Source organism: Ponticaulis profundi (genome assembly GCF_042659465.1).
Lineage (GTDB): Bacteria > Pseudomonadota > Alphaproteobacteria > Caulobacterales > Hyphomonadaceae > Ponticaulis > Ponticaulis profundi.
Genome location: NZ_JBHSSW010000005.1, coordinates 242,855 through 266,365 on the forward strand (window position 1 = coordinate 242,855; position 23,511 = coordinate 266,365).

16 protein-coding genes are annotated in these 23,511 nt (G+C 54.3%); 8 read left to right on the forward strand and 8 right to left on the reverse strand.

Features of this window, described 5'->3' with window-relative positions; translation table 11 throughout:
• Positions 1–14: 14 nt before the first annotated feature.
• Positions 15–1,247 (reverse strand): aminotransferase class III-fold pyridoxal phosphate-dependent enzyme, encoded by a 1,233-nt coding sequence (locus tag ACFQDM_RS06235; protein ID WP_377376898.1) that lies wholly within the window; start codon positions 1,245–1,247, stop codon positions 15–17.
• Positions 1,248–1,324: 77 nt separating this feature from the next.
• On the opposite strand from ACFQDM_RS06235, the gene ACFQDM_RS06240 reads away from it, so the two are divergent.
• Together ACFQDM_RS06240 and ACFQDM_RS06245 are read left to right on the forward strand one after the other, a co-directional pair.
• Positions 1,325–2,245 (forward strand): carbohydrate kinase family protein, encoded by a 921-nt coding sequence (locus ACFQDM_RS06240; RefSeq protein ID WP_377376900.1) that lies wholly within the window; start codon positions 1,325–1,327, stop codon positions 2,243–2,245.
• Positions 2,242–2,880 carry a class II aldolase/adducin family protein gene (locus tag ACFQDM_RS06245; protein WP_377376902.1) on the forward strand — a complete coding sequence of 213 codons (639 nt, stop codon included), beginning with the start codon at positions 2,242–2,244 and terminating at the stop codon, positions 2,878–2,880. Before ACFQDM_RS06240 ends, ACFQDM_RS06245 begins: the two co-directional genes overlap by 4 nt.
• 87 nt (positions 2,881–2,967) lie before the next feature.
• Here ACFQDM_RS06245 and ACFQDM_RS06250 read toward each other — a convergent pair whose 3' ends face one another.
• Positions 2,968–5,241: a TonB-dependent receptor gene (locus ACFQDM_RS06250; protein WP_377376904.1), complete on the reverse strand. Its 2,274-nt coding sequence runs from the start codon at positions 5,239–5,241 to the stop codon at positions 2,968–2,970.
• Positions 5,242–5,420: 179 nt separating this feature from the next.
• Between ACFQDM_RS06250 and ACFQDM_RS06255 the strand changes: the two genes are divergently transcribed.
• Together ACFQDM_RS06255 and ACFQDM_RS06260 are read left to right on the forward strand one after the other, a co-directional pair.
• Positions 5,421–6,968: a N,N-dimethylformamidase beta subunit family domain-containing protein gene (locus ACFQDM_RS06255; protein ID WP_377376907.1), complete on the forward strand. Its 1,548-nt coding sequence runs from the start codon at positions 5,421–5,423 to the stop codon at positions 6,966–6,968.
• A 31-nt stretch (positions 6,969–6,999) separates the two neighbouring features.
• Positions 7,000–7,698, forward strand: a complete 699-nt coding sequence (locus ACFQDM_RS06260; protein ID WP_377376909.1) for a TetR/AcrR family transcriptional regulator — start codon at positions 7,000–7,002, stop codon at positions 7,696–7,698.
• Positions 7,699–7,700: 2 nt separating this feature from the next.
• On the opposite strand, the gene ACFQDM_RS06265 is transcribed toward ACFQDM_RS06260, so the two are convergent.
• The gene (locus ACFQDM_RS06265) at positions 7,701–8,084 is read right to left on the reverse strand and encodes a Rid family hydrolase (protein ID WP_377376911.1); all 384 of its coding nucleotides are present in this window, start codon (positions 8,082–8,084) and stop codon (positions 7,701–7,703) included.
• 6 nt (positions 8,085–8,090) lie between these two features.
• Entirely contained in the window at positions 8,091–9,476 is a 1,386-nt protein-coding gene (locus ACFQDM_RS06270) for an MFS transporter (RefSeq protein ID WP_377376913.1), read from the reverse strand.
• Between the two features lie 96 nt (positions 9,477–9,572).
• On the opposite strand from ACFQDM_RS06270, the gene ACFQDM_RS06275 reads away from it, so the two are divergent.
• Positions 9,573–11,207 (forward strand): FAD-dependent oxidoreductase, encoded by a 1,635-nt coding sequence (locus ACFQDM_RS06275; RefSeq protein WP_377376916.1) that lies wholly within the window; start codon positions 9,573–9,575, stop codon positions 11,205–11,207.
• Here ACFQDM_RS06275 and ACFQDM_RS06280 read toward each other — a convergent pair.
• From ACFQDM_RS06280 to ACFQDM_RS06290, 3 genes are read right to left on the reverse strand one after another with little or no spacing between them, the layout of a single operon-like run.
• On the reverse strand, positions 11,195–12,031 hold the full coding sequence (locus ACFQDM_RS06280; protein ID WP_377376919.1) for a response regulator: 837 nt from the start codon (positions 12,029–12,031) through the stop codon (positions 11,195–11,197). The genes ACFQDM_RS06275 and ACFQDM_RS06280 overlap by 13 nt on opposite strands.
• 27 nt (positions 12,032–12,058) lie before the next feature.
• Positions 12,059–12,478: a response regulator gene (locus ACFQDM_RS06285; RefSeq protein ID WP_377376922.1), complete on the reverse strand. Its 420-nt coding sequence runs from the start codon at positions 12,476–12,478 to the stop codon at positions 12,059–12,061.
• Between the two features lie 2 nt (positions 12,479–12,480).
• Positions 12,481–15,927 carry a PAS domain S-box protein gene (locus ACFQDM_RS06290; RefSeq protein WP_377376924.1) on the reverse strand — a complete coding sequence of 1,149 codons (3,447 nt, stop codon included), beginning with the start codon at positions 15,925–15,927 and terminating at the stop codon, positions 12,481–12,483.
• Between the two features lie 274 nt (positions 15,928–16,201).
• On the opposite strand from ACFQDM_RS06290, the gene ACFQDM_RS06295 reads away from it, so the two are divergent.
• The 3 genes from ACFQDM_RS06295 to ACFQDM_RS06305 all read left to right on the forward strand — a co-directional run bounded on the left by ACFQDM_RS06295 (position 16,202) and on the right by ACFQDM_RS06305 (position 22,080).
• Positions 16,202–17,065: a response regulator gene (locus ACFQDM_RS06295; RefSeq protein ID WP_377376926.1), complete on the forward strand. Its 864-nt coding sequence runs from the start codon at positions 16,202–16,204 to the stop codon at positions 17,063–17,065.
• 101 nt (positions 17,066–17,166) lie between these two features.
• Positions 17,167–19,503 (forward strand): protein kinase domain-containing protein, encoded by a 2,337-nt coding sequence (locus tag ACFQDM_RS06300; RefSeq protein WP_377376928.1) that lies wholly within the window; start codon positions 17,167–17,169, stop codon positions 19,501–19,503.
• Between the two features lie 261 nt (positions 19,504–19,764).
• Positions 19,765–22,080, forward strand: a complete 2,316-nt coding sequence (locus ACFQDM_RS06305; protein ID WP_377376931.1) for a TonB-dependent receptor — start codon at positions 19,765–19,767, stop codon at positions 22,078–22,080.
• Between the two features lie 134 nt (positions 22,081–22,214).
• Here ACFQDM_RS06305 and ACFQDM_RS06310 read toward each other — a convergent pair whose 3' ends face one another.
• Positions 22,215–23,411: a serine hydrolase domain-containing protein gene (locus ACFQDM_RS06310; RefSeq protein WP_377376934.1), complete on the reverse strand. Its 1,197-nt coding sequence runs from the start codon at positions 23,409–23,411 to the stop codon at positions 22,215–22,217.
• Between the last annotated feature and the right edge of the window lie 100 nt (positions 23,412–23,511).

Consider the following 23,511-nt stretch of genomic DNA (forward strand, 5'->3'; position numbering starts at 1 on the left):
TCTCCGGATCAGAACTAGACTGCGATGTGGGAGAGTGACGTGATGGCCTCATCTGCGGCGGTCAGCGTCAGATCAATGTCATCAGCTGTCATGGCAGCACTGATGAACATGTTGTGCCAGGGATGAAAATAGACACCGCGCCTCATCAGGCCGGTCGTAAACTCATAGCCGATCTCCATATTGAAACCGCCTGCGCCATCCGGGAACATGATGAGTGGCATTTGAGAGGGGCCCGTCTGACTAATCTCGATGCCACGGCGTTCAGCAATCTCGTTGAGACCCGCTCTCAAACGGTCTCCCATGGCAATCATGTGTTCAAGATAGTTGCTCTCCCGGATCAGCTTCAACGTCACCATGGATGCGGCCATCGCGGCACCGGCAAACCAGAATGAGCCGGTTACATAGATCTTCCCAGCGGCTTCTTTCGCTTTGTCATTCCCAAGCAAGGCGGAAATCGGATGACCATTCGCGAGCGATTTCCCCCAACTCGTCAGATCCGGCTTCACCCCGATCAGTGACCAGCTGGCATCACGTGCGATTCGCAATCCCGCGCGGATTTCATCCACAATCAGCAGCGCATCTTTTTCATCGCACAACGCGCGCGCCCGTTTGGCATAGGCAGGATCGGGCAATTGCTGCTCGGTCAGAACATCATGCTTGAATGGCGAGGCGAATATGGCCGCCAGATCATCACCGGCTTCTTCAACCGCCGCCTCCAGGCTGGCGACATCATTATAGGTGTATGAAATGAGGTGAGCCCGATCGTCAGGCACCGTGCCATCTGGAAACGGTGTGCACCAGTTCGCGGCGCCGTGGTAAGCGCCCTGCGCGATCAGAACTTTCTTTCGTCCGCGATAAGCGCGCGCCGTCATGAGCGCGATTGTGGTGGCATCCGTCCCGTTCTTACAGAACATCGCCCAGTCGGCGTGATCAACCAGCCCCACCCAGGCCTCAGCGAGATCCACCATCAGGGGCGTCGGCCCCGTCGCCACATCGATCTGCTTCAACTGACGGATATAGGCTTCATCCACCTCTTCATGCCCATACCCGAGGAGCTGAGGTCCATAGCCGCACAAATAATCAATATAGCGATTGCCATCCGGATCCCACAGATAGGCCCCTTTTGCCTTCGAGAAGAATTGCGGTGTTTCCGGCGGCAGCAGCAAGACGCTCTGGTGACCGTACATACCGTTAGGAATGACTTTCTCAGCGCGATGTCGCAACTGCTTGTCATTTTCGAGCGTCATGAGTTATCCCCTTTTCAAATGATAGTAATTACTACTATACTTCTCTTGAAATCAGAACAAGGGGAGTTCAACGTGAAATGACGGATCTTGTGTGCATCGGGCTGACCACGCTCGATATTCTGGGCAGACCAGTCAGAGAACTGCCTAAAGGTGGGGCAACTGCATGGATTGATGAGATCGCGCTGGCACCTGCCGGAACGGCTGGCGGCTGCGCGGTGGTTGCTTCCAGACTTGGCCTGAAAACGCAACTCGCCTCACTGACCGGCGAAGACCGGATCGGTCGCGTGCTGAGACAGCTTTTTGAAGAGGAAGGGGTTGGCGTTGAGCACCTGAAAACAACCAGCGATCTGCCGACCTCGACGACCATTCTGTTGATCCAGCAAGACGGCGAGCGCCCCAATCTTCATATGCTCGGTGCGAGCGTGCTGAGTGACTTCACGCCAGACTCCATCGACTGCGCAAAAACAGCGAGCTACCTGCATTTTGGCGGAGTCGGCTTTCCAAATCTGACAACCACGAAAACGCTGAATGCCTTGACTGATATACGCGAAAGCGGAACCCGCATCACATGCGATCTGATCTCGCCGCAGCCTGAAACCCTCGATTTCCTGAAAAAACTACTCCCGCTTGTGGATGTCTTCATGCCAAGCCTTGCAGAAGCTGAGGCATTACTGGGGACGCAAGACCCCGAAAGCGCAGCAAGAACTTTTGTCGAACTCGGCGCGGGGGCCTGTATTGTGAAAGTCGGCGGCGAAGGCAGTGTTGGGTATGCGGACGGAAACATCATCCATTGCCCGGCCAGAAAAATCGACGTGGTCGATACAACGAGCTGCGGCGATTCCTATTGCGCCGGTTTCATAGCCGGTCGTTGTAAGGGGCAGGATTTTGAAACGGCCATGCAAACCGCGACGCTGACGGCCTCCCTCGTCGCGCAGGGCACCGGCACGCTCGGCAAGCTCGAAACCTATGAGCAGATTGAAGGATTGCGCACGTTATGAGCACAGAAATCGACCTACGATCTGAACTCGTTGATATCATGCAACGCATGGATGATGCGGGGCTTAACCATGGTACGGCCGGAAATGTATCGGTCCGTTTCGAAGATGGGGTACTGATATCGCCAAGCGGTATTCCTGCCAGCCTCCTCCGGCCTGAACAGGTCGTCTTTATGCATCTCAACGGCGACTATTCAGGCGATGTAAAGCCGTCGAGCGAATGGCGCATGCACACCGGCATTCTGGAAAAGCGGCCAGACATGCAGGCCGTGGTCCATTGTCATTCGCGCTTTGCCACAACGCTCGCCTGCGCCCGTAAGCCCATACCGTTTCTGCATTACATGACTGCCGTCAGCGGGGGCGCCGAAATCCCGGTGGCACCCTATGCAACCTTCGGGACTCAGGCACTGGCAGATGAGATCGTGCAAACACTCGACGGACGCTTTGGCTGTCTGATGGCCAATCATGGGCAGATTGCGGTTTCGACATCCCTCACAAGAGCGCTGTCCATTGCCGAAGAAATCGAGACACAGGCCGGTTACTATTACGGCACGCTCTGTATTGGCGGTCCAGAGCTTCTGACCCAGGAAGATCTTGCGGGCGTCATCACGCAATTCAAAAGCTACGGGCAGCGCTGAAAGCACTGCCCGCCGCTCTCCCCCGGAGACTTCGATGCTTGCGCCGGAATTGGGGAACCGGCGCTCGCGTGTTTCCAGTTTAACCGATCAATATGACAGTCTTAAAAAGGCGCCATACATTTGCGGTTCGGCATAGCTGAGCAAATCAACGCCCAGACTTTCAATGTTGGAAATGCCGACCAGATACTCTTCATCAAACACATTCTTCACGAACAGGCCTGTTTCCAGAATACCATCAGCAGACCGCCAGCCGATCTGACCATTGACGATCGTCTTACCCTCTTCGGACAAGCGTTCGGTTTTGGTGTTGTTGAAATAGACTTTCGAACGGTAATTCGCATCCCAGTCGGTAAAGAGCTGACTTCCATTCGCGAGGTTGAACTCATAATTCACCGTGCCGCTGAGCGAAAATTCCGGCGCGTGCTGCAACGGATTTCCGGAATAGTCTTCTCCTTCGGACTCGAATTCCTCGATTTCCGATTCCAGCCAGGATCCGTTCAGACCGACATTCAGTCCTTCGGTCAGCTGTGCCGAAAACTCGGCTTCGAGACCGTAAATGGTTGAACTCGCAGCATTATCCAGAACCTGTGTCGTGACCCCATTGCGCAGAACCTGAGCAAAAACCTGCTGATCCTGGTAATCGTAGTAGAACGCCGCCAGATTCAGACGCGCCCACCCAAACAAATCGTTTTTGCTACCGACCTCGAAAGCGTTGAGGGTTTCGTTGTCATATGGCTCAAGCTGATCTGCGGACGTCGCCTGGCCACCAAAGTAGCCGCCAGACTTATAGCCGCGATTGTACATCGCGTAGAAGTTTGTGTTGGGGGTGTACTGATAGCTCAGGCCGAGACGACCTGACCAATCGCTGAAAGTTTCGTCATCCCGGAAGGTCAGCAAGGTAATGAGGCCATCCTCAACCTGGCTGACATAGTCCATTTCCTTTTTGTCGCTCGACCAGCGTAGTCCCACCGTCGCAGTCAGCTTGTCCGTGACGTCATAGTCCGCCTGTCCAAACACGGCCCAGGATTCTGTTTTCTGGGTGTATGGCCAGCCAAACAGGCCAACACTGTCAGCCGGACTGATCCCGAGTGGATTTTCAGGCGACATATACATTGGGCGCAGAATGCGGAGGATATCGTATGAACTGTTATCCTGAAGATCGTCATTCAGATAATAACCGCCAAGAACCCAGCTGAGCGCCTTGTCATCCGAAGACTGGAGCCGAAACTCCTGTGTAAACTGGCTTTGTTGTGCCCGATAACGCGCTTCAATCATTTGAAGTGGATTGGCGTCTGTATTTTCGATGTCATCACGATCTGACGCCTGATAGGCGGTGATGGAGATGAAATCCATCGAATCCATGTGGTAAACGACTTCGAGACTCGATGTGACGACATCGACCTGGTCTTCGCCCTCCAGATTCGATTCAATCGAATACGGGTCTGACGATGTATCAGCATATCCCAATACATCCGTACACAAGCCACTGTTAAAGTATCCCGGCGCGCAATACCCTGTGGTCGGATCGGTCGCCTCTGCGGTACCGGGAAAGAGCGCGCGATGTTTGATCTGGCGCGCGCTGCCGCGGTTCTGGAAGAAACTGACCATGCCCTTGATTTCCAGGTCCGCCGTCGGCGTGAAGAGAAGTTTGCCGCGGACCGCCCAGCGATCGGACTCATTCACATCATTTCCGGTCGCACGATTCTCTGTATAGCCCTCATCGGTCAGCGCCATTGCGGCAAAGCGATAAGACAATTTGTCTTCGATGATCGGACCACCAAAGCCGACATTTGCGTTCAGACGATTATAGCTGCCGTAATCTACCGATGCATCCATCGTGAATTCATCAGTCGGGTCTTTCGATACGATGTTCAGTGCGCCGCCTGTTGTGTTGCGGCCGTAAAGAGTCCCCTGCGGGCCACGCAGAACCTCAATACGTTCCAGATCGAAAAAGCCTGACATTTGCGACAGAGGCGATCCGTATAGAACGTGATCGACATACATACTGACGCCTGCAGAAGAACTCGGGTTAAAGTCAGCCAGACCAACACCACGAATGAAAATTTTCGGATTTGCCGCAGCATCCCCGCTCGCGATGCGAAGCCCCGGCGCGAGGTTGCTTAGATCAAGCGCATTTGTGATGCGTTGATTCTGGAGCTGCTCGTCGGAAAGAGCGGTAACCGCAATCGGAATATCCTGCAGGCTCTGAGACCGGAACTGAGCCGTCACGATAACGGCATCCATCGTCGCGACCTGATCTTCGGCAACCGTGTCCGACGATGCTTCTACGACATCCTGTGCATAGGAGAGACCGCAAAGCAGAATCGGCAAAACGGCGACTCCATACTTCAAGTTCTTCATGCTTTTCCCCTCTTTTATCTCACTTCGCGCATTCCGTCGCAGGCTCGTGCATGACGGCTTGTCAACGCTGCCGAAACTAATAAGATAATTAAAGCTATTATTTTAGAATGGCGAGTTTCGGACTATTTTAGTAGTATATACTATCCTTCTTGCCCAAGAATTATGCATCGGAGCCGAAAATGATTGCTTGCTACACAAATCGCCTCAGCGCCCGTCCTGGTGAGCGCGTCGATTTACACGCCACGAATGATCTGGCGGGAGAATGTAGCGTTGAAGTGGAACGGATTGGTGCCGAAATTGAACTGGTTCATCAGTTCGACATAACCGTAGCCGATCACCCGACGCCTTCAGACGCCGATATGAATGGTTGCGGATGGCCCGCTGCCGGAGATTTCATCATCGGGAAGGACTGGAAAAGCGGTTATTATCGAATTCGCATGACGAATGCGGACAAAAAGTCGACGACCCACTTTGTCTGTGTCCTGCCCGAAAAGCCAGGGAAGAATGAAATCGCCATCATTCTCGCAACCAACACCTACCACGCTTACAATTACTGGGGCGGCGCGAATGCATATTCTCATGTGACAAAGCTGATGAAGGGTCAGGCAAGCTTTGAAGACGCAATGGCCCAGGCGATTGGAACGCTGTCAGCGGAACGTCCATTCCCTGACCTGATTATTGCCGCTCCCGATGACGCACCACGCCTGATCAATGACCGGAAGCGCGGCTTCAAGGAACAGCCCTGGGCTTCCGATATGAACTGGATGATCAAGCATCACGCCTCGCCCTACGATGGTTCAGCCGGCTTTGTGAACAAATGGGAACACCGGTTCGCTGAATGGGCCGAGAAAAATGGGATCGAGCTCGATTATTATACCGACTACGATCTTGATGCCAAAGATGACATTCTACAGGCCTATAAATGCGCGCTGTTCGTCGGACACAGTGAATACTGGTCCGGCAAAGAGCGCGATCAGGTCGAGAAGTACGTCGATGCTGGTGGAAATATCGCCATCCTCTCCGGTAATACCTGCTTCTGGAAAGTCCGTTGGGAAAACGACGGCAAGACAATGGTCAATCACAAATGGCGCGGTCACACAGCAGAACCGGAGGCGTCCAAGGATGACGCCACACATTTGTGGTCACATGAAAGCGTCGGCCGCCCGGAAGCTGAACTGACCGGTTTGTCGTTCGTATTTGCCGGGTATCACCGTCTGGGCATGTGTGTATCGCGTGGTGCTGCCGGATATACCATCTATCGGGACAATCACTGGACCCTGGAAGGCACCGATCTGTTCTATGGTGACGTTCTCGGCGGAGAGGTCCCACTGATCGGCTATGAAAGTGACGGTTGTCGCTTCCACTTTGATGAAGACGAGCTTCCTGTTCCGATCCCGATGGTCGGTGTGCCGGAAAATCTCGAAATTATCGGCATTGCTCCGTGCGCCTTTGGCGAAGACCCGGACAGTGGCTATGCGCCGATTATCCCCCCCGAGCAGCTTGATGTCATTGCGAACGTGATCTACGGCGATGATAGCCCTGCAGCTCAGAAAAAAGTTCTGCGAGGTCATGCGATTCTGGCGTCATTCAAGCGCGGTAAAGGCGAGGTCTTCAATACAGGCACGACCGAATGGGCCCATGGACTTGCAGCAGGCGATCCGTTTATTGATCGGATCACGAAAAATGTCCTAAACCGATTCACAGGCAAAACGGGGAGAGCGGTCTGATCTCTGGATCAGATCCAAAAGGGACACTATCATGCCAGAAAGCAAACGCGCGCCGTCCGCGCCAAAACGGCGCGTCAGACAAGGTGCCGCCGTGAAAGATGATTTCGAGCTCGAAACGAAAACAGAACCATCCCAGGATCGCGCAAAAACCACTTTTGAAAATATTCTGACGATTACAGGTGAACTCCTTGTGGAGGTCGGTTTTGAGCGACTGTCTACCAACCTCATCTGCAAGCGCGCCGGCATCACGCCGCCGGCGCTTTATCGCTATTTTCCGAACAAATACGCCATTCTTCACGCACTTGGCGACCGTCTCATGAAAGCTCAGGATGATATCGTTCTGGACTGGATCAAGAATGGCGGACTCGCCGCTTCGACCTTCGATGAAATTGTTGCCCGCAACCGCGACATGATCGGAAAAGTGATCGGCGTAACAAAGGAATTCCCAGGGGGCGCCTGGGTTCTGCGCGTTATGCACGTCATACCGATCTTGCGTGACGTACGCAGAGAGTCAGGTGACATGGTCGCTCAGGAGGTCTTCTTTGCCCTGCGAGAAACCTATCCGCATATTGAGGAAAGTCGCCTCAGAACAGCAACGATGCTGACCACCGAAACCATGTACACGGCGACGGAAATCGCCATTGAACAGCCAGAACGCGAAAAAGCGATCCTGGATGAGGTCTGCTTTCTGGTTGCCAGTTATTTCGAGCGTCTGCGACGCACTGACTGAAGCTATTCAGTCCGGCGTTTGGCGGTGATCTCCACCTCGAGAAGCGCTTCTTCAGCCGGCATCTGGGCGATGATCATCGTCTGGGCCGGCTTTACGTCTGAAAATTTCTCCCGAAGCTTCAATACGATGTCGCGCAAGTGGATACGATCAGCAACGAAGAGCCGAACATGGACGACATCGGCGTAGCTAAATCCGGCCTTTGCCAATGTCTCATCAATGATGCGAAAAGCGTGGAATGCCTGGTCTGGAAATGACTCGGCGATTTTACCTGTCGCCGGGTCGATGCCCATCGTGCCCGACATAAACAACCAGTCGTCATCTACAATAGCACGTGAGTAAGCCGCGATATCTTCCAGCGGAGATCCGCTCGAAATTCGTTCTCTCATATCAATCTACTCCGCTGCCGCTGACCGGCCAGGTTTGACAAACAACAGGACAATCAGCCCCACCAGCATGAAGGCACTCGCCGGAGCGAGTCCTGCCCGTTGGCTCTCAAAAGCCCGTGTCACGAATTCGATGCAGAGTGGAACGACCCAAACAGTGGCGACGCCCGACAGAGCATAGAAACCAAAAAACGTCCCCAACTGATCATGTGGTGCAAGCTGTGCCATCAGTGTCCGGCTTGACGCCCAGGATGCCGTCCCGAAAACGTTCAGGATCAGGGCAATCAGGATGTAGACGATTTCCGGTGCGGTGTTGAAAATAGGAAGCGGCAGGACAGGGATTCCGCTCATGTCATGCCAGATAAAGAAGATTGTATCCGGTGTGACGCTAAGTTGCGCGACAGCGCACAACAAAGTCACAGCGATTTCGATCTCAAAGGCACGTTTTGGCCCGAAAAGTGTATCGAGCCAGCCACCAAATACGCCGCCAAGCACCCCCGACATTGTGACGATCAGACCGAGAACCAACAATTGTGTTGCACTCCACTGCATCACGCCGGCTGCATAGACGCCGCCAAATATGAGTAATGCCATCTTACCGTTGATGTAGAGCATACGGGCCAGGAGATAGAGCATCGCATTTCCCGGCAATTCTGCATGACGCAACAGATGCCAGAGCTGAGCTGCCCCTCTGGTGAGGCCAGCCCACAAAGACAAACCGGTGGCAGGCGTATCCTTTGAATGACGCAGCAGAGGCAGGACACCAAGCCCCATACAAAGCGCGACAAGAACAACTGAAATTCTGTCGACGCCATTTGGAATAGCGGACAAGCCAACAGCTGATGAAACCTCAGGTATGAGGAGTGCGAGCAAGGCCAACATGACAAAGATCGAGACAAGATTTCCAAGCGACAATGCCAAACCAGACGCACGCGACTGTTCCTGCAAGCTCGCAGCATCTGGCAACATCGCGCCATAAACGACCTCCCCATACGACACGAAGACATTCAATGCGATGAGCATAGCAATGATTACGGTGACCGGCAGCAAAGCGCCGCCCGGCGCGGCAAACCAGAGTAGCGCAACCAGAGGCACGGTCAGCAGCGACAACCCCACCATCCATGGCTTCCTTGCCCCCATCTGATCGACTGCGGCCCCCAGAAAAGGCGCTGTTACAGCGACAATTAACCCTGCAATAAGATGGTAAAGCGCCATCAGGCTCTGGCCCTGAACCGGATCACCAACGACGGTCGTCGCGAAATATGGAATGAAAATATACGTGCCGGCTACGATGACGTAGGTGTCTCGCCCACCCTGAAACCAGGCCCAGCTCCGCGCACTTCTGGACAAAGGCGGAAGGCGCGTCGCGCTCACCGTTTCAGTAGAAATCGACATCGATCAGCCCTTTTAATAGTAAAAACTATGAATAGTTATTACTATCTTTTTGTGCTATGCAAGCCCATCTGTGACGGGAATGGGGAAAAACCTGCGATGACTGAAAATAGCGCACACGCTGAATTCGATGTTGTCATTCTGGGCTCTGGAGCGGCTGGTCTGACAGCTGCTCTGACGACAAGCCAGGCAGGCATGCGAACGCTTATCCTTGAAAAGTCTGATAAAATCGGCGGAACGAGCGCCATGTCCGGTGCAGGCACCTGGGTACCCGCGAACCATATCATGCTGTCTAAAGGACTCGCAGACAGCCCTGAGAACGCCCTTCAGTATATAAAGGCTGTTATGCCCGAAGCGTGGGGAAGCCGGGAAAGTGATCGCTGGCAGGCATTCACCACGCACGCCCCAGACATGTTGAAGATGGTGGATGATCTGACGCCGATCGAATGGGAAGTCCTGTCGGAACCCGATCCGGTTCTGGAAGCCCCGGGCGCCGTCAAATACGGTCGAATGTTGTCCCCAGCTCCCATGAAACTGAAAGCTCAGATCGGCGATTTCGCGAGAAAGCTTCGTCCCTCAACGCAACCGCATGACCTCACCTATGAGGAAATGATCTGGGCAAACTTCATCCATAAACCCATTATCGGGCACCTGAAGCATGCAACGAAAATCCTGAAGCGTAAGCTCTTGGGGTTTGAAACGCAGGGATCTGCTCTGATTGCAGGACTGTTGAAGGGATGTCTCGACCATGGTTGCGAGCTGATTTCGAGCGCAGCAGCGACAGATTTAATCAAGAATGAAACCGGACAAATCCGGGCAGTCACTTATCGTCAGAACGATCAAACCAGGACCGTCGCGACCCGGCATGGCGTCGTCATCGCCACAGGCGGCTTTGAATGGGACGCAGACCTGTTCGGAGCACATTTTCCCAAACCCACTGATCTGATTTGCAGCCCCAGAACGAACACGGGCGATGGGCAGAAACTCGCCCGCGCGGTCGGTGCTGAACTTGCATATATGGGAGAGGCAAACATCGCAGGCGCCCTGCCAACCAAATATGAAGGTCATGTTCACGGCATGCCATTACGGTTTCAAGCCGACCGGCACGTCATCGTTGTGGACCAGACAGGGCACCGGTTTGGCAATGAATTCGATTTCAATTTTGGGGAGTTACTGCTCAGGAAAGACGCCGATACCGGCTCGTATCCGCATCTTCCGGCCTGGGTGATTGGCGATGCCAACTGGATCCGCAACACACCCATAATTCCAATCTATGCCCGAAATCAGAAAAACTGGCTGATTAAATCGACCACGCTCTCGGAGCTGGCCGAAAAGCTCGACCTGTCTGCCGAGGCGCTCGACTGGACAATTGAACGCTTCAACACCTTTGCACGACAAGGCGCTGACGAAGACTTCGGGCGTGGAAAATCAGGATTTGACAAGCTCGTGTCAGGCAAACGCGGCACAATGGCGCCGATTGAGCGTCCGCCCTACTACGCAGCGCCTTTCAATATCTCGCTTATGGGCACCAAAGGTGGGCCGATGACGGATGCTTGCGGACGCGTTCTGAGACCGGATGGAAGCTTCATTCCCGGCCTTTTCGCGGCCGGCAATGCGATGGCCAACCCGTTCGGCACAAGAGCCGTGGGAACAGGCACTACCATTGGTCCAGCGATGACCTGGGGTTATATATGCGGCCTCACCTTGAGCAAAAGCGAGCCCTACCAGGCGTAGTAGACCGACTGACGGGCACGAGGGCGTGTGGCGACCTGATAGATCGCCTTCTCGACAAGATTGAGCGTGAAGGGCTTGACCAGAAAGTGGTCGGCACCTTCGCCAACAACCTGCTGAACCTGATCGATGGTCTTCTGAGACGACAGAAAGATGATCGGGCATCCCTGCTCAATTTCGGTCTCTCCACCGCGTACGCGCTTCAGAAACTCCAGACCATTCATGGGCTGCATATACCAGTCCGTGATGATCATGCTCGGCGCAAATCCCGGAGCGATATCCAGCAAGGCTTCGCCATTTTCAGCAAACTCTGTTGCACCCACCCCGATAGAGGCGAGCATATCCCGCATCAGGCGTCGGACAGACAGATCATCATCTGCAAAAATCACACGCTGTTCGCCCATGATTTTACGAAACCGCTCGCTTCGCAGCGAACGACTGTTGTGCAACGTGGCGTATTTCATCTCCGCATGACGCAATAGAATGGAATTTTCCGGGGAAACATAATTGAGCAGCCGGGCAATCGACTCGATTTTTCGGGCGACTTCTCGGAAGAGCGTTTGCCAGTTCGCATCTGGACTGTGCAGAGCCTGTTCGATTTCCAGCTCTATCTTACCAAGCTCCTTGCCGAGGAAGGGAAATCCCATGCAAAGGGCGGTACCGGACATACGGTGAAATTCCTCAAAGAGATCTCCAAGCACCTGGCCGGGCGGTCGAATGCCCTGCAGAGATTCTTCGAGCAGAGTCGCGATCCTGGCGACGTCATTTGGAAGTGCCTCACAGTATTTTCTTATGATGACTTCCGGATCTTTCTTTCCATGCTGCATGGTCCTCCCTCCGGGCTGCGCCTTCTATCAGGCGTTCGTATTGTCAGTGGTTGCTGGAATTTTCTGTCTCGTCTGCCAGAGCGTCTTGAGTTGATCACCTAGCATGAAGGCGTCGAACGGTTTCACGATTACGCTGAGCGCGCCAAGATCCATGTATTGCTGCTGCTCATGCGTTTGCGCCTTTGCCGTCATGAAGATCACCGGGACATCCGCACCACCAGGCAGCTTGCGGACAGCGTCCAGCGTTTGCACGCCATCCATCCCCGGCAACATGACATCAAACAGCAGAATTTCCGGATCAAACTCTGAGAAGGCCTCCACGGCCAGCTGGCCCCGATCGCAGTGCAGAACCTCCAGATTTGAAAATTCCTGCATCGCCATCACGGCGATCTCAGCAATGCTCGGATCGTCCTCGAGATACAAAACGCGGCGTAGTTCCTGGCTCATGATCAGGATGCCTCCTGGTAGACTTGTTCATCGGCCTGACAGACCGGCAAGTCGAAATGGAAAACAGTCCCCTGCCCTTTTTCCGTTTCAAAACTCACCGAGCCACCAAAGGCTTCAATGATGGATTTCGTGATATTAAGCCCGAGCCCCGTACCGGCTGCTGACCGGGTGGAGGAACTGTCTGCCTGCGCGAAGCGCTCGAAGATTCTTTCCTGAAACGCTTTCGGAATGCCCGCACCTTCGTCCGCGACAGACACACGGAGGCGGTCTTCTCCGATCCAGCGTGTGCGAATGGTCACAGGCGCGCCTGCTGGAGAGAATTTTGCGGCATTTGACATCAGATTGACCAGAGCCTGATTGAACCGGTTCTGATCGAGCCGAACTTGCGCATCGCCAATCTCATGATCAATCACGAAGTGGACGTTGAAACGATCCTCCAGCACTTCATGACGCCGGACGATATCATCTACGACACTGGTGAGCCTGACAGGCTCCAGCCGGTACTCCATTTTTCCGGCTTCGATTTTCTCAAGATCGAGAATATCATTCACCAGATGGGTGAGCCGTCCGCAGCCATCGTGAGCCAGCGTGACCAGCCGGTTACAGCGCGCATCCAGCTGATCCTTCGCGGCAGACTTCAGAAGGTCGAGCGCGCCATAAATCGAGGTCAGCGGCGTTCTGAGCTCATGGTTCACCGTCGAAACGAACTCATTCTTCATGGTTTCCATCTGCTTGCGCTCAGTGATATCGCGCAGAACGCAGGTAAACAGGCGCCGTCCGGCAACCTCAAATACGCTGAACGCCAGCTCGAGCGTAAACAGTTCGCCATCTTTGCGGTGGCCTGTGAGCTCCAGAGGCCGCTCGGTCCTCTGGACATCTTCAGCCGACAATTCCAGAAAATAGACAGATCCTGCGCGGCGCGCTTCACCTGCCGCCTCCGGCATCAGCAATGACACGTCACGTCCGAGCAGTTCCTGGGTGTCATATCCGAATATCTCGGCACATGCCCGGTTGTAGCTATCAATGCGACCGCTCGCATCGACGGTCAGGACACCATCGACCATGTTGGCAAGCAACATGCGGTTTTTCTCTTCGCTTTCGCGCAGGCGCTGATCCTTGCGCTTCTTCTCTGTGATGTCCTGAAAAATACCGAATACGCTCTTGCGTCCGGCATTGCTGGCGTCGGTCATGACTTCACCCCGACAAAGCAACTGACGCACCTCTCCGTCCGGCCGTAGAACGCGCAGCGGAAGCTCGAACGGATCATTCTGACCAAACGCTTTTACGAGGCAGGCCGTAAACCGGGTGGCATCATCCGGATGATAGCAACGCATGACAGACGCCAGAGTGGCGGAAAAGCGCTCCTTGTCGACACCATGGAGCTGGCAAACAGCATCAGACCATTCCCAGTCACCCGTTTCGACATCCACGCTCCAATGTCCCATGTCGGCAACATTCTCAGCGAGTTCCAGGCGGCGATTCTGCTCGATGATATCGAGTTCATATTGCTTGCGAGACGACACATCGAGATGCACACCGACGACACGCACCGGCTTTCCATCCTCGTCTCGCTCGAAAATGCGACCCTTGGTCTGCAGCCAGACCCAGTGTCCGTTTCGATGACGGAAGCGATATTCAAGCTCATAGCTCTCGCGCTTGCCGGCAATGAATTCGCGCAGAAACGCTTCACGCACCTCCATATCGTCCTCATGGAGATAGGCTTCCCATTCCTTGGCACTCACTGGGAACTCATCCAGCGTATAGCCACCAATTTCCGCACACCGTTTCGAAAACGTGATTTTTCCCGTTGTGAGATTCCAGTCCCACAAACCCAGCTCACCGGCCTGCAGCGCCAGTTCCAGGGTTTCTGCCTGCTTTTCGAAAGCTTCGCGGTCCGCAACAACCTGGGTCAGATCACGTATAATGCCGCAGAAATAGACCTGCCCTTTCTGACGCATTTCACTCAGCGAGACTTCCATCGGAAACTCGCTGCCATTTCGATGACGTGCCCGTAGCTGAACGCCCGGCGCCCCCGCGGTGGTGGCAAGACGCGTAGCGAATGCCTTAATGGTCGCGACAGCGTCTTCCGTCAGAAGATGAGAAATATTCTGCCCGACAACATCATCCGCCTTGTAACCAAAAATGCGTTCGCAAGCCGGATTGAAGGTCTCAATGACACCCTTTTGATCGACCACGATTACGCCATCCACGGCATTCAGGATGATGTTGGCAGACCGCGCCTGGCTGTCCTGCAATTGAGAGACGAGGTCGGAAAATGCGCGCGACAAGTCTCCAATTTCGTCATTATGATCGACGGGGAGATAAAGGTCACCTGTCTGGGACCAGTCTGTGTATTGTTTGATCCGGCGCGTCATGCGGCGCAGCGGATTGGTCATCCGGTCTGCGATCAGGGCAGCACAGATCAGGCTGCCAAGGATCAGGGCAATCGCCAGCCCTGCAACCTGCACAAAGGATTCCCGGCTCGCAAACAGAACGGCGGCCCGTGAGGCACGCAACACCACATCCAGATGAAGGCCGCGTGCATCTGAAAAGTCTTCAATCCAGGTGCTGAAGAGAATGTCATCACCGAACTGATAAAGCGGGCCCTCTTCCTGATCTTCAAACAGAGACTGATAATCACGCAGCTGGCCTGACGCGGCTCCGTTGGGGATGTAACGCGTATTCCCGGTCGCGGCATTGTACTCGAAGACATCGCCGCCCGTGTGAAAAATGAAAAGGTCAAAATTCGGTGCAATGCGCGAGAGCGACTCCTGTAGAAGTGCTTCATAATCGGCATTGATCACAATCAGACCATACGCATCACCCTCGGCTGAATAGACGGGAACAACAGACCGGATGGTCGGCACATACGCCTGCGTGACCTCGCCATGTTCACGATTGAAGCTGACTTCTGAAAACATGCTCTCTCCCTTTTCGAGGGAAAGCGCTGCATGAAAATAGGGTTCACCCGCTTTTGTCTGAAGCTGGCTTTCATCGACAACCGCAAGCGTTCCGTTTGCCTCCCGGTTGACGCGCACAAGTTCAGACCCACTGTCATCCAGAGCGATATAACGCATCTGCGTATAGCTCGGCCGTTCTTCCATGACCGAGGTGAATATCGTCGCAAGCCTTGATCGCCAGAGATCATAGGTCGACCCATCCACCGGGTCAGTCCCGGTTTCACGGCTTCGGATCATGCCGGTTATAGGCGGGGTCAGTGAAACTATGCGCGCATCCTGGACCATGTCCACAAAGTCTTCTTCGAGACGAATGGCGACCTTCTGACTTTCATTGCTGAGCGTACTGACCGCAACATTTGCCCCCACAACTTCGCGAGCTTTCGATCCGTTCAGCCAAACGACCGACACAGACGCAATCACAGCGAAAGCGCAGGTGAGCAGGATAATCTTTGCTCTCAGAGTCGTCTGGACTGTCTGATGAAATGGCAAAAGCGTCCCCGGGGTTGGTCAATTCTGCCCAAGGTTGCGCGATAAAAGTTAATTACAGATGTGCGGAAGTTAATAATTTTATAAGCGAAGCATCAATTTCAGTCGCGTCAACATTCAATGCGTTAACGAAATTGGGCTTATTATAAACCTTCATGAAGTCGCCCTTATCGCGAGGTTGTCGCGAGAAGTATAGATCAAGAAGTGATCCGGTAAGCGCCAGAGCGGGCTACTTGAATTGTCAATTTTATTTGAACCGCGTCTACTGGAGGGAACTATGACTGAATTTACACCAAGCATTTCCAAAGTCATATATCGCTATTGCGAAGACTTTGACTTGCAATTGTCTTCCCTGATCGAATTTTCAGAAGATCCGTCGCGTGCCGACGACCTGAAAGGCTTTACAGAGCAACTCTACAGCGAAGTCCACCGCATGGGCGGGGCCGCCCAATGCATGGGATTTCGCAGCGTCGGTCGCAAGTTCAAAGCCGTCGAGAAAGAACTCGGTCAGTTACTGGCCAGAAAACCACGCAATTACGAGGCGGCCCTGTCACGCGTGTCTGAACAGATCACGGCGATCAAGGAACTCGCCCCGACCATCACACCAGATAACTCCAAACTGATGCAACGCGCGAATGCGATCGATGACATGAAAGTTGGCGAGGTAACGACGGTTCGTGAAGATGCTCAGCAGGAAGCAACGCGGCGTATGCTGAGCAAGGAAGTCATTCTCTTTGCAGATGACGATGCTTATATCCGCGAACTGATGCGCTCGACCTTTGAATTTCACGGCATTGAGAATGTTCGCCTGGCAGCGTCCGGCGCAGAAGTTCTGGCGACGATCCGCAATCACAAGCCGACCATGGTGATCACCGACTGGATCATGTCTCCGGTCAATGGTCTGGATCTGCTCAAGAACATTCGCAAAGGTCATACGACGCTGGACGCGGAAACGCCGGTCATTCTCTACACGTCGGTCAACACACCGGAAATGGTGTCGATGGCGATGCGAGCCGGTGCAAGCAAGCTGCTGAAAAAGCCTGTCATGCCGCAAACGGTTCTCGAAACCGTGCTGAATATTGTCGAGAAGAAGTATTTCGCACAGCCAAAGCCAAGCCCGCACGCTCTCGCGTACCGCTAAGGCAATCCGATAATTTTGGAGCCTGACAGCACATTCGGATGTTGTCAGGCTCTTCTTACAAGTGAATACCTGTCATCTGTGATTCATCGGGGGGTGAAGACATGCAGGATCGCGACTGGGCGCGTATTGCTGAACTGTATTCGCAAATTATGGATCTCGAGCCGGAAGCCCGGCCGGCAGAGATCGAACGCCTGCAGCTCAACCCGGACGAACGGGCGCTTCTTGATAAACTGATGTCACCATCGCAGGAGACCGGCTTTTTCGAGACGGGCGGCGCTGTAAGCGATCAGGATGTGGTGCTGCCAACCGGCACTGAGATTGGAAACTGGCGCGTTCGATCCGTGCTCGGCACTGGCGGCATGGGCGAGGTCTATGAAGTCGAACGGGCCGATGGTCACTATGAACAACTGGCTGCGCTGAAACGCATCCCACTGGCTGACCAGGATGGTCTTGCGCGCTTTCAGCGTGAGCGCCAGGTGCTTGCAAAGCTCGAACACCCCAATATTGCGCGGCTGATTGATGGTGGCGTCGGAACTGACGACATCCCCTATCTCGTCATGGAACGCATCGAGGGTATTCCCATCGACACCTATGTCGCCGAGAACGCGCTAACCCTGCCGGAAACACTGCGTCTGTTTCTGAAGGCCTGTGCGGCTGTCACCCATGCCCATGGCCAGTTAATCCTTCATCGCGACCTGAAGCCTTCAAACATCCTTGTCACCAGGAACGGCGAGGTGAAACTCATCGATTTCGGTGTCGCAGGCCTCATCGACGAAGCCGACATTGCCGAAAAGTCGCCAATGACCATGGCGTTTGCTGCGCCTGAGCAAATCTCTCAAGGGCCTGTATCGGCTGCCACGGATGTTTTTGGCCTCGGCGCAACGCTCGTCATGCTGCTTCTGGGCGAACCACCCAAGCCGGCAGAATTGCGGACGAACCAGCTGAAAAAACTGCCATATGACCTGTGCGCGATCCTCGATCACGCACTGGCAGAAACGCCCGAGGCGCGCTACGCTTCCGTCGAAGCGCTGGCTGGCGACATACGTCACTTCCTGACTCATGAACCCATCAGCGCGCGTCCAGGCGGATTTCGTTACGAGGCTGGTCTTTTCCTCCGGCGCAACTGGCTTGCCTCAACCGCTGCGATTGCCGTCATTGCTGCTCTGTCTCTGGGCCTTGCCGGAACGATCTGGCAGGCAGAGAAGGCGCAGCGCGAACGCGACGCAGCCATTCAGGAACGTGAACGGCTCCGGGCCATGCAACAGGCGACGTTTGTCATGTTTTCGGAAGCTGGCGATGCCGGCGGCGAACTCGACGCCAGAGATCTGGTCACCAAATCTGCAAACCGCATGCTCGAAGAATTCGATGATGATCCGGCAGGCGCTGCGCCCGTGCTACATATGTATGGCGAACTGTTTTATCTGATGAATGCGTATTCTGCGGCAGAACCGCTGCTCACAGCGGTCGCAGATATGCAGGAGACACAGGAAACAGCAGATCTGATTGCTTTGGCATCCCATGATCTCGCCAATGTTCTGATGCGCACCGGTGATGTCGGCGAAGCGCGTCGCCGGCTCGATGCCGCCAAAGCATACTGGCAGGCAAACCCACTCGATCATCAGGAAGTGCTTCTCGACAGTGTGCTCGTTGAATCGCAATTGCTGGCTCAGGAAGGCCAGGTTGCAGAAGCAGAAGCCCGGTTAACACAAGCCCTGCCCGCACGGATCGCCTATTCAGGCGAAACGTCTATGGACACGGCCATTCTGTATACGAATATCGGCGTGGCCCGCATGCGGATCGGTGATCTGGAGGGTGCGATTGAAGCCTCCGAGAACGGACGGGACGCCTTTAAAGCTGTAGACCGGCTGGAATCGCCAGATGGTCTGAACACGCTGAACAATCTGGCGACACTTTATCACATCACAGGTCGCCTGGACGAAGCCGAGCGCGCCTATGCTGAAACCATGGAAACGCGCCAGTCGCTCTATGGGCCGTCGGCGGCGCTTGCCGTCCTGTTGTCCAACTATGCGAAGCTGCGCATCCTGCAGGAAAATTTTACCGGCGCGATTGAGCTGTTTGATCAGGCCATCCCGATGGCAGAAGAGTTCAGTGGTGCGGACAGCCCGCCTGCGCTTGCTGCCCGCTTTGGCAAGATCGAAGCGCTGGCCAAGCACGGCGCAATAGCCGCCGCCCTGAAACTGGCCGCAGACACAGACGCTCTCATGACAGACCCTGGACTGCGGGCTGGTATATATGGTGGCCTTCTGAATCTCAGCCGTGGCGAAGCCTTCCTTCTGGCAGGTGACCCGAAAGCCGCGCGAGCCAATCTGGACCGCGCAGAAGCCATTCTGAAAGATGCAGGGCCAGCTGCGGGCCGACATCTCGCGAAAATCGAGACCCTGCGAACCGAAATCGCGGCCATTACCTCTAAGAACTGACTGCGCAACTGGGCAGACGAGAGGACGCTCTCTAAAACTGCTGATACATTTTTGTTCAGAAATATCGGAATTTCGGATGGAACTTGCCGGAAATTCTCTCATAGGAATGTCTGACCAAAGGAGTCTGTTCGCACGCCGAACAAATTCAACACGCAGAAAAGCGAATATCACGTTTCTGTCAGTCTTTTTGCCAGATCGAAAGATCGTCATTTTCCAGGGGGACGGCCCTGGGTGTGTTTAACATGGCAAAGGCGGAAAATGATGAGACAACAGACTCATATTCCATACTTGAAAGCGCTGCTGCTCTCTGCAGTATCGCTGGGAAGTCTCACCGGGCTGGCTTCGACGGCATTTGCGCAGGACGCATCTGCAGAGCAGGACGAAACAAGAAAAATGCAGACCGTTACGGTTACCACGCGTAACCGGGCCGAAAGCATTCAGGATGTTCCGCTCGCCATTACAGCGCTCGACGAAGAAGCGCTGGATTCCAAAAGCATTGCGAGCCTCGAGGACATTGCACGCTTTACGAGTGGTTTCAGTTTCGAGAATTTCTCAGGCGGTTTCGGTACACCTGTGATCCGGGGTCAATCGCAGACCCGCGTCACAGCGCTTGAATCAAACGTGTCCACCTTCTTTGACGGCATTTATATTCCGCGTTCATGGGCGATCGATGTCGGCACATCTGCGATGTCCCGGATCGAAGTGGTCAAAGGCCCGCAATCGGCGCGTTATGGCCGCAACGCGTTCGCCGGCGCCATCAACTACATTCCACGCAAGGCAGAGCTTGGCATGGATGGACCAAGCGGCTCGATCTTCACAACGATCGGATCGGACGAGCGCTTCGATATGGGCTTCTCAGCAGCCATGCCGCTCTCTGATCGCGTCGCAATTGGAGCCTCCCTGGTTCACTCTGATTATGATGGATCCTGGGAAAATGCTCACCCTTACGCAGACCTTGACCTTAATCCCGGCACCAGTGGCAACCTTGGTGGTTGGGACAATGAATCTGCATCCTTCACGCTTGCGGCTGAGCCAATCGACGGCCTGACCATTGATGCTGGTTATTTCAACTTCGACATCAGCCGTGAAATGGGCGCCAACACCCAGTATGCGGAAACGGCATATCAGATGAATTGCGGCGCAACGCGTTATTACGCTGAAAGCCTGCTCTGCGGCGAACTGCCTTCACCTCCGGGAGATGTGGCTGTCGATCCTCGTGCCTATTCAGTTCAGTCCAATACAGACATTTATCGCTTCCGCGCGGGTTATGATCTAACGGATGATATCGAGATTAGCTATATGTTCGGCCACATTGAAGGCGAAGTTGATATCGCCAACATGACGATGCCGGACCCAACCGACTGCGGCGGGACATGTACCTTCCAGAATGCGCCAATCGGCGGCATCAAATACGACTCTCACGAAGTTAAACTCGATTACTCCGGTGACTCGTTCCGCGCAGCCTTCGGTCTGTTTTACAGCGAAGGTACTGACGACTACCTCTTCGACAATGTCGGCGTCCCTGATCTGTCGGATGACTATCAGTATAGCCTTCCAGATGCACCGGAAACATCTGGTTTTACGCTTTCTGATGCAACGACTGAAACGGAAGTCAGCTCCATCTTTGCTGAAGCACAATACTCTCTTCCGAACGGTCTAACACGTATTGGCGCAGAGGTCCGGTATTCAGAAACGGATCTGACTGCCACCAATAACACGTCTGGCCTTGTATTGAACGAGACCTTTGACGTCATCACGCCGCGCTTCACTCTGGAGCACGACCTGACAGGCGACACGCTGATCTACGCGTCCGCCGCACGCGGCGCTAAAGCCGGCGGCTTCAACCCGACCGCAGTGGCCGAAGAATACCGCGTCTTTGATGAAGAGTTTAACTGGACTTACGAGCTCGGTGCGAAAAACGTTTTCATGGACGGACGCCTCGTTCTGAACGGCGCATTCTTCTATACAGACTGGACAAATCTGCAACTTAACTCGCCAGATCCAAGCTCTCCGGATCCGGACGCAGTCACCATCACGCTGAACCTCGGCGATGCGACGGTTATCGGTGTGGAAGCTGATGCAGCGTTCTATGCTACTGAGAATCTGAGCTTCGATGGGACATTCTCTCACGCAGATGGCACATATAGCGACGGCACAATCGACGCTCGCTTCCGTCGCACACCAGCGCCATGCGATGACATTATCTGTGACTCTTCTGGCGACGTCGGTGGCAATGAGATTGAGCGTACACCGCAAACACAAGCGTCGCTCGGTGTTCAGTGGGAAAACGATCTCCAGGCCTGGGGCGCGTCTTATTATGTTCGCGGTGACGTGACATGGCAGAGTGAGTTCTACGCAACATCAGCCAACCTCGCGACCATTCCAGCCCGGACATTGCTCGGCGCACGTGCCGCTCTGCAATGGGAGAACCTCGACCTCAGCGTCTGGGTCAAAAACCTGACCGACGAAGAATATGTCTCCAACGCGTATGTCGTCCTGATCCCGTTCGGGAACACATATCAGACCTTCTACGGTCCACGCCGCTCCTTCGGTGTGACAGCGAAGTACACATTCTAGGCAGCACTTTTGCTGACACAGAAAAGCCCGCAGCCATCTGGTTGCGGGCTTTTTCTTTTCTAACTGCGCTCAAAAGAAAAGCCCGGCGATCCAAAGATCACCGGGCTCTAAGTCCGCTCAATTATTCGAACAGATCAGTCCTGCAAGTCTTTCAGGATAACGTTCGCCAGATAGGAATTATCCCATTCCGGTTCTTTTGGTGGCCATGTTCCCATGCGAAAAATCACAAGATTTTCAGACGGGACCATATAGGCGATCTGATTGGAGTTACCGTCAAAACTGAACAGGTCATCGGCGAGATACGGCTCAGTTTGCAATGTTCCGGAAAAAGCGTCCTTCGCGCCCGTCGGGCTGAGGCGTTCCTTATATGGCGTACCGAGATAAACACCCATTCCGGCATTGGCATAATCAGGACCCGGCTTTTTGATCTCTTCGACAAAGGCCTCCGAGAGGAATGCCTCGTCTTTCCATTCGCCGTCCTGAACGAGGACGATTGCGAGCCGCATGAACGTGTCCGCTGGCAGAAGAATGCAGCAACCCGCATGCGGCACGCCGCCATCACGGTTCATCCAGATTTCACCGCCCTGAGCGCCCAATGGCTCAAAGATTGCTGTCGTCAGCCATTCGCCATAACGCATACCGGTCGCACGTTCGATCAGAGGTGCCACGAGATCCCCGTTCGCGTTTGAATAAGCATAGGTTTCGCCAGGCTCTGTCACCATCGGATAATCTTCGATGATCACACGATCATGGAAGGGGTGAAGATAGGCACGGTTGAGCACATTGTCCGGCTCAAACGCTGCCGCCTGCGGCAGAAGTCCCGAATGCATGCCGAGTACATCGCGAATACGGATCGCCTCTTTCGGCGTACCTTTCCATTCCGTGATGAAATCCGACATGGATTGATCGAGAGAGTCGATATAACCGAGCTTGATAGCCCGCCCGACCGCCACCACGCCGAGCGGCTTGGCCAGCGATTTCGAAACAAGCGGCGTGGTCTCGGTGGTCTCCCCGAAATAGGTTTCAGAGATCATCTCGCCGTCTTTCCAGACCATCAGCGAAAAGGTGTTGTTTTTCGAAGCGTAGTCGATGGCAGCATCAAGTGCGTCTTTCGAAACCACCGCATAAGGATCTTCTGATTTCGGCAGGGGTTTCCAGTCTTCGGCGCCCGCGACAGGTTTCAGATTGTCATAAGCAGGCAGACCCGTTGCACCGGTCTTGTCGCGCAGAGCATTGAAGCGTTTCATGTACAGCGCTTCGCCTTCTGCTGCGGTCATTTCTGACGGCGCATCTGTTGTTGCCGTCGTCGCTGTACAGGCAGCCGTTACCAAACATCCTGCAGTGAAGATTTTTTTGAACATTTCCGCACCCCGCTTCTAAATTTGTTCAAGGAAATAATAGACTCTCCAGATCAGTTATTCTTCCAGATGA

Excerpts from the sequence above, each read along its gene's own strand:
- ACFQDM_RS06235 (WP_377376898.1), bottom strand. The coding sequence starts at position 1,247 with ATGACGCTCGAAAATGACAAGCAGTTGCGACATCGCGCTGAGAAAGTC.
- ACFQDM_RS06245 (WP_377376902.1), top strand. The coding sequence starts at position 2,242 with ATGAGCACAGAAATCGACCTACGATCTGAACTCGTTGATATCATGCAA.
- ACFQDM_RS06300 (WP_377376928.1), top strand. The coding sequence starts at position 17,167 with ATGCAGGATCGCGACTGGGCGCGTATTGCTGAACTGTATTCGCAAATT.
- ACFQDM_RS06255 (WP_377376907.1), top strand. The coding sequence starts at position 5,421 with ATGATTGCTTGCTACACAAATCGCCTCAGCGCCCGTCCTGGTGAGCGC.
- ACFQDM_RS06295 (WP_377376926.1), top strand. The coding sequence starts at position 16,202 with ATGACTGAATTTACACCAAGCATTTCCAAAGTCATATATCGCTATTGC.
- ACFQDM_RS06285 (WP_377376922.1), bottom strand. The coding sequence starts at position 12,478 with ATGAGCCAGGAACTACGCCGCGTTTTGTATCTCGAGGACGATCCGAGC.
- ACFQDM_RS06305 (WP_377376931.1), top strand. The coding sequence starts at position 19,765 with ATGAGACAACAGACTCATATTCCATACTTGAAAGCGCTGCTGCTCTCT.
- ACFQDM_RS06275 (WP_377376916.1), top strand. The coding sequence starts at position 9,573 with ATGACTGAAAATAGCGCACACGCTGAATTCGATGTTGTCATTCTGGGC.
- ACFQDM_RS06270 (WP_377376913.1), bottom strand. The coding sequence starts at position 9,476 with ATGTCGATTTCTACTGAAACGGTGAGCGCGACGCGCCTTCCGCCTTTG.
- ACFQDM_RS06265 (WP_377376911.1), bottom strand. The coding sequence starts at position 8,084 with ATGAGAGAACGAATTTCGAGCGGATCTCCGCTGGAAGATATCGCGGCT.
- ACFQDM_RS06260 (WP_377376909.1), top strand. The coding sequence starts at position 7,000 with ATGCCAGAAAGCAAACGCGCGCCGTCCGCGCCAAAACGGCGCGTCAGA.
- ACFQDM_RS06240 (WP_377376900.1), top strand. The coding sequence starts at position 1,325 with ATGACGGATCTTGTGTGCATCGGGCTGACCACGCTCGATATTCTGGGC.
- ACFQDM_RS06250 (WP_377376904.1), bottom strand. The coding sequence starts at position 5,241 with ATGAAGAACTTGAAGTATGGAGTCGCCGTTTTGCCGATTCTGCTTTGC.
- ACFQDM_RS06280 (WP_377376919.1), bottom strand. The coding sequence starts at position 12,031 with ATGCAGCATGGAAAGAAAGATCCGGAAGTCATCATAAGAAAATACTGT.